Below are 8,329 nucleotides of genomic sequence, written 5' to 3'. Positions count from 1 at the left end.
CGCCTATTCGCGCCGCCGCAACATTCTGCCCTTCTAGGCGCCCGATACCGGTTTCAGCCTGACGGCCAGCACGGCGGCCATCAGGCTGCAAATCGCCAGAAACGCCAGCGCATAAGCCGGGCCGGCCTGAAAGGCTGCGCCCGACACCGCGCCCATGATCAGCAGCATCACACCGATCACCGTGTTGGACACGGCGGTATAGCTGGCGCGTGTTTCCTCACTGGCAAGGTCAACGAGATAGGTCGACCGGCCAAGGCGCACGCCCTCATGGGCAAGCGAGAGAAGAAACACGCAAGCCGTGAGCACCCAGGACAGCTCCACCGTCCGCCACCAAAAAAGGGCAAATAGTGCCAGTGCGCCGACAAGGGCGGCGAGCAGGCCCGCGGCTGCCATGACAAGCCGGCTCGACCGGTCTGCTGCCCGGCCCCAGACCCATCCGCTCACCGTGCTGGCGGCTGCGCCCGCAAGAAGGAAGCCGCCAAGGCCCGCCAGACCGTGATTGCCCTCACCTTGTGCCAGCGAGACATAGAACGGGGTGGCCAGGGCGGTCGAGATAAGCAGCGCGCGCACGATCAGGAAGTCGCGCAAATCCCTGTCGGTCCAGACCTTGGCCAGTTGCGCTTGTACGGCCTCAAAGGCGTTGGCGCCGCCATCGGTCGATCCCGGCGCTTCGGCAAGCAAGAGGTAGAGCGCAGCGGCGACCAGCCAGAGGCCGGCGGCGGCGGCAAGAAGCCCCGCAAAGAAAAGCGGTCCGGCCTCGCCCTCGCCGGACTGGCGCAGGATCAGCCAGATACCCAGCGCGCTTGCTGAAAGCCCGCCAAGGCTAGCGCCATAGCCTGCCACCGCACCCCGGCGCGTCCGGGCGACGGTCTTGCCCAGCACATCCTTGTAGGAGACCGAGGATACACCCCGGCTCAGTGCAAAGAGGGCGAGACAAGCCAACACTGCACCGCCCAGCGCCCAACCTTCCAGGGTCAGAGCCGAAAGAGCCATGAGAAGCAGGGCGCTCGCCTGCCCCGCTGACCCGAGCGACCAGAAAACCTTGCGGCGCGGACGCTGGCGGATCAGCCGGGCAATGAAGAGCTGCGGCAGGAGTGCGAGGGCCTCGCGCACCGGCGACAACAGGCCGATCACAGCCGCCGGCGCGCCCAGAGCCGTGACCATCCAGGCCAGAACGATTTTCGGGTCCATCAGCCGGTCACCCGTCTTGGTGAGGCTCAGGACGAAGGCTGATAGCACGAAATTGCGCGGCTGATGGGCGCATGCCTCATCAGCGATATCCGCGCACATACGGCCCTCATCCTCATCATGGATGAGAGCAAAGACCGGCTCGGCGGCCTTGTCGGCGAGGGCTTCCGGTCCGGTCACTCAGCCCCGCAGCCTTGCGCCCTGCTTTTCTGCCGCAGCGATGATCTTTTTTGACACCGCGTCAATCTCGGCATCGGTGAGCGTCTTGTCCACCGGCTGCAGGACCACTTCAACGGCGAGCGAGACATGGCCCTCAGGCACGCCCTTGCCGACATAGCGGTCAAACAGGGTGACACCCGTGACGAGCTGCTTGTCGGCACCGTTAAGGGCGCGCAACAGATCCCCAGCAGCAAGCGTATCCGGCGCCAGGAATGCAAAGTCCCGGCGTACCGGCATGAGATCGCTAAGGGGCAGGGCCGGCCGCGATTTCAGGGCCTTCGCCTTGGAGGCGGGAATGGCATCGAGGAACACCTCGACCGCGAGCACGCGGCCGTCAATGCCAAGCGATTTGAGAACGCCGGGGTGAATCTCGCCGAATTCGGCAAGCACCGTTTTCGGACCAAGGCGCAGAACACCGGAACGGCCCGGATGCCACCAGGCGCGTGCATCGGGTGCGGCCTGCAAATTGGCCACCGGTGCACCCGCCGCATCCAGCAGAGCCAGCGCATCAGCCTTGGCGTCAAAGACGTCCGGAGTTGAGCTTCCTTTCCAGTCCCGCACGCCAGCGGCACGGCGCACCATGGAAACGACCGTTCGTTGCCCGGTGGGCGTATCATCGAGATAGATCGGGCCCGCCTCGAAATAACGCGGGTCCTCAAGGCCCTTGTCGGCAGTCTTCTGCAAGGCCGTGAGCAGGTGGATAAGCGCGGTCGGGCGCATGACGTTGAGTTCAGACGAGATCGGGTTGGCGAGCTTGAGACCCGGACCATGGCCACCAAACAGCGCCGCCTCGTCCTCGTGGCAGAAAGACCAGGTCACGGCCTCCTGATACCCTCGGTTGGCGGCTGCACGGCGCGCGGCACGCACGCGGTTCTGCATTGCGGTGGCGGGCGCCTCGAAACGGCCTGCGGGCCGCTTCAGGCTGGTCGCTGGCAGACGGTCATAGCCTTCAATCCGCGCCACCTCCTCGACCAGATCGGCACCTTGCGTGCAATCGCGCCGCCAGGTCGGGACCGAAACCGTCCAAACGGGCGAGGACCGGTCTACACCAAAACCGAGGGCCGTCAGGATGGCAGCGATCCGGTCATGGGACATGTCGAGACCGGTGAGGCGCCCGACACGCACCGGATCGAAGGCAATCGGTGCCGGTTCGGCCGGCAGCTCTCCGGCCACGAAAACCTCAGAGGCTTCGCCGCCGCACAGGTCGAGGATCAGGCGCGTGGCCAGCTCCAGGCCCGGCAGGACCGAACCGGTGTCCACGCCGCGCTCGAAGCGATAACGCGCGTCCGACACGATGCCCGTTTCACGACCGGTCGTGCGAATGGTTGAGGGGTCGAACCATGCACTCTCGATGAAGACGTCCACGGTATCGCCCGAGCAGCCGGAATACTCGCCGCCCATGATGCCGCCAAGGCCAAGACACCGTGTATCGTCAGCGATCACACAATGGTGTGACTGCGGGTCATACTCGCGGCCATCCAGCGCCTCGAAACGGTCTGCCTCTCCATGACCCATGCGCGCACGAATGGTCGTGCCAATTTTCGACAGATCATAGACATGGAGCGGACGAGCACGCTCGACGGAGATCAGATTGGTGATATCGACGAGCGTGTTGATCGGGCGCAGGCCAATCGCTTTCAGCCGTGTCTGCAGCCATTCGGGTGACGGACCATTCTTCACGCCGCGCACGACGCGGCCTGCGAAGACCGGGCAGGCTTGCGGCCATGCGGTCTCGATTTTGACCGGGCAAGGGAAGCTCCCTTTCACCGGCTCTACAGCCTCGTCCTTGAAAACACCCACGCCGGCCGCAGCCAGATCACGGGCAATGCCATGCACGCCCAGCCAGTCGGGCCGGTTCGGAGTGACTTCAAAATCAATCACCGGATCATTCAGGCCAAGCGCCTCGGCAGCGGGCGTGCCCACCGCCCACTCACCCTTCAGGTCGGCAATGCCGTCATGATCCTCACCCGCCTCCAGCTCCTTGGTGGAACAGAGCATGCCGTGACTTTCCACGCCGCGTATTTTGCGCGGCTTGGCATCCAGCGCGAAGTCGAGGCCGGGGATATACGCGCCCAGCGGCGCATAGATGGCCGTCATGCCGGCACGGGCATTCGGCGCGCCACAAACGATCTGCTTCACGCCATCGACCGTTTCCACCGTGCAGACACGCAGCTTGTCCGCATCGGGGTGAGGCTGCGCATCCTTCACGTGGGCAACCGTGAACGCGGCCAGCCGGTCTGCCGGATTATCGACATGCTCGATCTCGAGACCGGCCATCGTCATGGCGTCGGTAATCTCGGCGAGGGACTTGCTCGTCTCAAGATGCTGGTTGAGCCAGGAGAGAGTGAATTTCATGACAAGGGCGCTCGCACTTAAAGGCCTTGAGCGCCAATGCGCTCAAACAGATCATAATCAGGTGCAGGACAGGCCGGGACATTGCGCGCCCCCGCCCCGACACCACGTGTTTCGGCAATCCAGCAACGCTCGAAAACCGAGCAATAGCAGACAGATACGTCCCAGCTCGTCCATTCGGTCGCAAGCTCGGCGCTTTGTTCGGCGCTCAGGGCGTCGGCAGGCCAGTAAAAGCTGATCGCCTCAACGGTTTCGCCTGCTGCAATCACCCGGCCGATCATCGTCGACCACGACAGGTTGGAGCCATCGGGCAACAGTGCCGTGATCGGCGCGATGTCCTCGCTCGGCTGGTCGAGGCGGGTCAGGGCTACCGACGAAACAATAGCCGGCCCGACACCTGCATTGCGTATCCGCAAGCCGATTGATGCCATCTCACCATCACGGGTCTGGAACCCGTCAATCTGGATTGCCGGCAACACGCTCGCATGCTGCTGGGCCCGCATGACGCGCGCTTGGTCCCAGCTGACATAGAGAGCGGCGACGCCGACCACGATGGCCGTGATCGAGCCGACTGTCTCGAAACGCAGGCGGAAACGGGACGGTTTGCGCGCCATCTCAGCTCAGACCCGTAGCGAGATTGGCCTGCAGAAGCGGCGAGAAGCCATAATGGGAAAGCCAGCGCGGGTCCGGCTCGAAGAAGGGTCTAAGATCGCTCATCCCGTATTTCAGCATGGCGAGGCGATCGACACCCATGCCGAAAGCGAAGCCCTGATAGACGTCCGGATCGAGCCCGCACGCCCTGATGACATTGGGATGCACCATGCCGCAGCCGAGAATCTCCAGCCATTTGTCACCGGAGCCGACTTTCACCGCATCGCCGACGCGCTCATAGCGCACATCCATCTCGGCGCTTGGCTCGGTGAAGGGGAAGTGGTGGGGGCGGAAGCGCACCTCCACCTCGTCGGTCTCGAAAAAGGCGGCGATGAAATCAATCAGGCAGCCTTTGAGGTGACCCATATGGGTGTCCTTGTCGATCACAAGGCCCTCGACCTGATGGAACATCGGAGTGTGGGTCTGGTCCCAGTCACAGCGATAGACCCGGCCCGGCGCGATGATGCGCACGGGCGGCTCTGAATTCATCAGCGTGCGGATCTGCACGGGCGAGGTGTGCGTGCGCAGAAGCTTTGCGACCTCGCCCTCGCCCGCTTCCATGAAGAAGGTGTCGTGGGTGTCGCGAGCCGGGTGGTCTGCGGGGAAGTTCAACGCTGTGAAGTTATGGAAATCGTCCTCGACATCCGGGCCTTCGGCGACCGCGAAGCCCATATCGGCGAAGATGGCCGCCAGCTCTTCCATGACCTGGCTGACCGGGTGGAGGGAGCCCTTGGCTTCGCGCGGAGCGGGAAGCGTGATGTCCACGCGCTCGGTGCGAAGGGCCGCGTTGAGCGCGTCGGCTTCCAGCGCCGCCTTGCGCGCCTCAATTGCGGCAGTCAGGCGATCCTTGAGCCCGTTGAGGGCCGGACCGAACACCTTGCGCTCGTCCGGGCTCATGCCGCCCAGATCGCGCATTTTCAGGCTCAGCTCGCCCTTCTTGCCGAGCGCTGCGACGCGCACCTCTTCAAGGGCGGCAATGTCGCTGGCCGCCTCAAGGGCAGCCAGATAGCGCGCTTCGAGGGCGGCAAGATCATCAGCTTGGGTCATGGCAGGTCTCGCGAAGTGGTGGGCGAAATCGGGGCGATTGCAGGTCAGGCGGGTCTTAGACCCTTTTTTGCCGCAAGGTTCAAATGCTGGAGGGCTGCAAACAGAGAAAAGCCCGCCTGCGGGGCTCGCAGGCGGGCTTTGCTGATCCGTACGGTGGCCTGCAGGTTACGCAGGCCGGATCACCGTTTAAGCCTGAAGAGCCGAACGCGCCTGGTTGGCCAGGGCGGTAAAGGCTTCGGGCTCACGAATGGCGATGTCGGAGAGAACCTTGCGGTCAAGCTCGATACCGGCCTTCTTGAGCCCGTTCATAAACGAGGCATAGGTGAGGTCGTTCAGGCGGGCGGCCGCATTGATGCGCTGGATCCACAAGGAGCGGAAATTGCGCTTCTTGGCGCGGCGGTCGCGATAGGCGTACTGCCCGGCTTTCTCCACCGCCTGATTGGCAGCGCGGAACGTGTTCTTGCGGCGGCCATAATAGCCTTTGGCAGCCTTGATTACCTTGCGGTGACGGGCGTGGGTGGCGGGTCCTGAGGAAACGCGAGCCATGATATCAGTCCTTCAAACGTTTGGATTTACCGGCCCGGCCTAGCGGCTGTAGGGCAGGTAGTGTTGCTTCACGATCTTCGCGTCGGGCGCCGCCAGAGTGTCGGTGCCGCGCTTCTGGCGGATCTGCTTGGGCGTCCGCTTGATCATGCCGTGACGTTTGCCGGACTGGGCTGCCAGCACTTTGCCGGTCCCGGTCACCTTGAAGCGCTTTTTCGCGCCGCTCTTGGTCTTCATCTTCGACATTTCGGTCTCCGTAAATGAGGGTGCCGCAAGGTTTGCGGCGAGCCGTGAAACGACCGGCAGGCATGTCGTGGGCCTGACCAGCCGGAGTTGGAAGCGCGTGGTTATACGCAAGAAGGCGCGAAACGCAAGGGTCTCGCGCCTTCCCGAGCAGGTGATTGCAGGCTAGCGGGGCAGTTCGCCCGTGCTGATATTGATGCGGGCTTCGCCCGGCTCCGACCCATAGGTGCCGACATAGATGCGGTAATAGCCCGGCGCCCCGTCAGCAAGTTCCAGCCCGGCATTCAGACCGATGGAGCCATCATCATTGCAGCGCCAGCTGCCATCGGGGGTCTGGATGGCGAGCGTGGTGTCACGTTCGGCCTCCATATAGACCACGAACGGGGTTGCGCTGTCCGGCGCCCAGTTGATCACCAGGCTCGGCTCGCGGCTGACATAGCCGACGCAGTAGTCGGTGGAGTTGAAGCCCGCCTGATAGGCGCGCAGCGGGCCGCCCGCTTCGAGATCCTGTGCATAGGGCACCGTGCCTTCAGCCGGATCGAGCGTGAAGGCGCCGAAACGCGGCTCGAGCGACGGGTCGGCGCGCATGGAGATCGCCTCTGCCCCGAAGCCGGTCTGCGACAGGAAGAGACGGGCATCGGAGAAGTCCGGTCCGAAACTGCCGACATAGATGTCGTAGACACCCGCCGGGGCATTATCGATGACGAGGCCCGGATTGAGATCGCCAGCACTGTCATCATCACACCACCAGCCGCCATCGGGCGCGTTGACCAGAAGCAGGGTGTCGGTATCGCTCTCGGTGGAGATGTAGAGCGGGCCTTCACTGCCATTCCAGGTCAGGCGGTAGGCCGGCTCGCGGGTGATCTGGCCATAGCAATAGCCCTCGACCGTCGTGTGTCCTGACAGGGCAAGGGTAGAATCGATCGGCCCGCCCGCCTGCACGTCAGCGGCATGCGGATTGGGCGAGAAGCCCGGCGACAGGCGGGTCTGGCCGTGGCGCGGCCGGGCGGTGAGGTCGACCGAATTGTCGACGCCCGCATAACCGATCTCGGAAACATGGAGCGTGGCCGGCTCGGCGGCGGTTTCACCAAAGGTGCCCGCCCAGATCAGGTAATCGCCAGAGGCGGGATCGGTAAAGGTCACGCCCGGATTGAGATCGCCCGCGCCATCGTCATTACAGTGCCAGCTGCCATCAGGCGCGCGCACGGCTATCGTGCCGTCACCATCGCTCTCGGTGGAGATATAGAGGGTGTAATCACCGGCGCGATAGCTCAGCCGGGCAGCCGGTGCCTCGGAGGCCGTGCCGTAACACCCCGAGCCGAGCGGGGTGAGGCGAATATCGCCGCCTTGCATGATCTCGATGCTGGCAGGGTCATTGCGGAAGCCCGCCCGCAGGGACAGCGTCTGCGCCGGCACTCCGTCAGCATCGACAGAGCGAACGAACGGGTTGGCGTCGGAATAGGCCAGCTCGGAGATGTGCAAGGCTGCATCGGGATAGCCGATGCCGCTGGAGTAGGTACCGACCCAGATATCGTACTGGCCGCTTTGCGGGCTTTCAGCCGTGACGCCCGGATTGAAGCCGCTCGCGCCGCCATCATCGTCGCACAGGAAAGCGCCGGACGGGGTGCGCACCATCAAGGTGGTGTCGGCTTCCGAGGCGGCAGAGACCATCAGGTCAAACACATCGCCTGCATCTTCATAGGTGAGCGAGAAGGTCGGCGCCTGCGTGACGTGGCCGCGGCAGTCTTCACCGCCTATGCGTGAAGCGGGGAGCGCTCCGCCCGCCTGGACGCGAAACGTGCGGGGATCATCGGCGAAGCCTGCCTGCAGGGTTTCCGTTCCATGACGGGGGGCACTCGCCTGCGCTTCCGACTGGGCAAGAGCGGCCGGCGCGCCGATGGCTGCTGCCAGAACGCTCATGGATACGATGTATTTCATGGAAAATCCCCTTGTCCGCACGCCCACGGGGCGCGTTTGAAAATCGCAAGGGAGACTAGGCGCAAACCCTGCCTTGTGCCTAGACGCAAAAAGACCGGCAACACGGGGCTGCCGGTCTTTTTTGTTATACAGCAAGCATGCAGACGCC

General features: G+C 63.9%; 7 protein-coding genes. All 7 read right to left on the bottom strand.

What is annotated here, in order from left to right; genetic code table 11:
* Nucleotides 1-33: 33 nt before the first annotated feature.
* The 7 genes from ACTS2Z_RS04200 to ACTS2Z_RS04170 all read right to left on the bottom strand — a co-directional run bounded on the left by ACTS2Z_RS04200 (nucleotide 34) and on the right by ACTS2Z_RS04170 (nucleotide 8,181).
* Nucleotides 34-1,368, bottom strand: a complete 1,335-nt coding sequence (locus tag ACTS2Z_RS04200; protein ID WP_442571976.1) for an MFS transporter — start codon at nucleotides 1,366-1,368, stop codon at nucleotides 34-36.
* Complete coding sequence (gene pheT, locus ACTS2Z_RS04195) at nucleotides 1,369-3,762, bottom strand: phenylalanine--tRNA ligase subunit beta (RefSeq protein ID WP_442571975.1); 2,394 nt, start codon at nucleotides 3,760-3,762, stop codon at nucleotides 1,369-1,371.
* 17 nt (nucleotides 3,763-3,779) lie between these two features.
* Entirely contained in the window at nucleotides 3,780-4,373 is a 594-nt protein-coding gene (locus ACTS2Z_RS04190) for a hypothetical protein (protein ID WP_442571974.1), read from the bottom strand.
* 1 nt (nucleotide 4,374) lies between these two features.
* Entirely contained in the window at nucleotides 4,375-5,457 is a 1,083-nt protein-coding gene (pheS, locus tag ACTS2Z_RS04185) for a phenylalanine--tRNA ligase subunit alpha (protein ID WP_442571973.1), read from the bottom strand.
* A gap of 186 nt (nucleotides 5,458-5,643) precedes the next feature.
* The gene (gene rplT, locus ACTS2Z_RS04180) at nucleotides 5,644-6,003 is read right to left on the bottom strand and encodes a 50S ribosomal protein L20 (protein WP_442571972.1); all 360 of its coding nucleotides are present in this window, start codon (nucleotides 6,001-6,003) and stop codon (nucleotides 5,644-5,646) included.
* A gap of 39 nt (nucleotides 6,004-6,042) precedes the next feature.
* Complete coding sequence (rpmI, locus tag ACTS2Z_RS04175) at nucleotides 6,043-6,246, bottom strand: 50S ribosomal protein L35 (protein WP_127565111.1); 204 nt, start codon at nucleotides 6,244-6,246, stop codon at nucleotides 6,043-6,045.
* A 162-nt stretch (nucleotides 6,247-6,408) separates the two neighbouring features.
* Nucleotides 6,409-8,181: a hypothetical protein gene (locus tag ACTS2Z_RS04170; RefSeq protein WP_442571971.1), complete on the bottom strand. Its 1,773-nt coding sequence runs from the start codon at nucleotides 8,179-8,181 to the stop codon at nucleotides 6,409-6,411.
* Nucleotides 8,182-8,329: the final 148 nt, after the last annotated feature.

It is taken from the genome of Glycocaulis sp. (genome assembly GCF_052168375.1).
Classification (GTDB): Bacteria; Pseudomonadota; Alphaproteobacteria; order Caulobacterales; family Maricaulaceae; genus Glycocaulis.
This window is presented reverse-complemented; position numbering and strand designations above follow the sequence as displayed.

Excerpts from the sequence above, each read along its gene's own strand:
- pheS (WP_442571973.1), bottom strand. The coding sequence starts at position 5,457 with ATGACCCAAGCTGATGATCTTGCCGCCCTCGAAGCGCGCTATCTGGCT.
- rplT (WP_442571972.1), bottom strand. The coding sequence starts at position 6,003 with ATGGCTCGCGTTTCCTCAGGACCCGCCACCCACGCCCGTCACCGCAAG.
- pheT (WP_442571975.1), bottom strand. The coding sequence starts at position 3,762 with ATGAAATTCACTCTCTCCTGGCTCAACCAGCATCTTGAGACGAGCAAG.
- rpmI (WP_127565111.1), bottom strand. The coding sequence starts at position 6,246 with ATGTCGAAGATGAAGACCAAGAGCGGCGCGAAAAAGCGCTTCAAGGTG.
- ACTS2Z_RS04170 (WP_442571971.1), bottom strand. The coding sequence starts at position 8,181 with ATGAAATACATCGTATCCATGAGCGTTCTGGCAGCAGCCATCGGCGCG.
- ACTS2Z_RS04190 (WP_442571974.1), bottom strand. The coding sequence starts at position 4,373 with ATGGCGCGCAAACCGTCCCGTTTCCGCCTGCGTTTCGAGACAGTCGGC.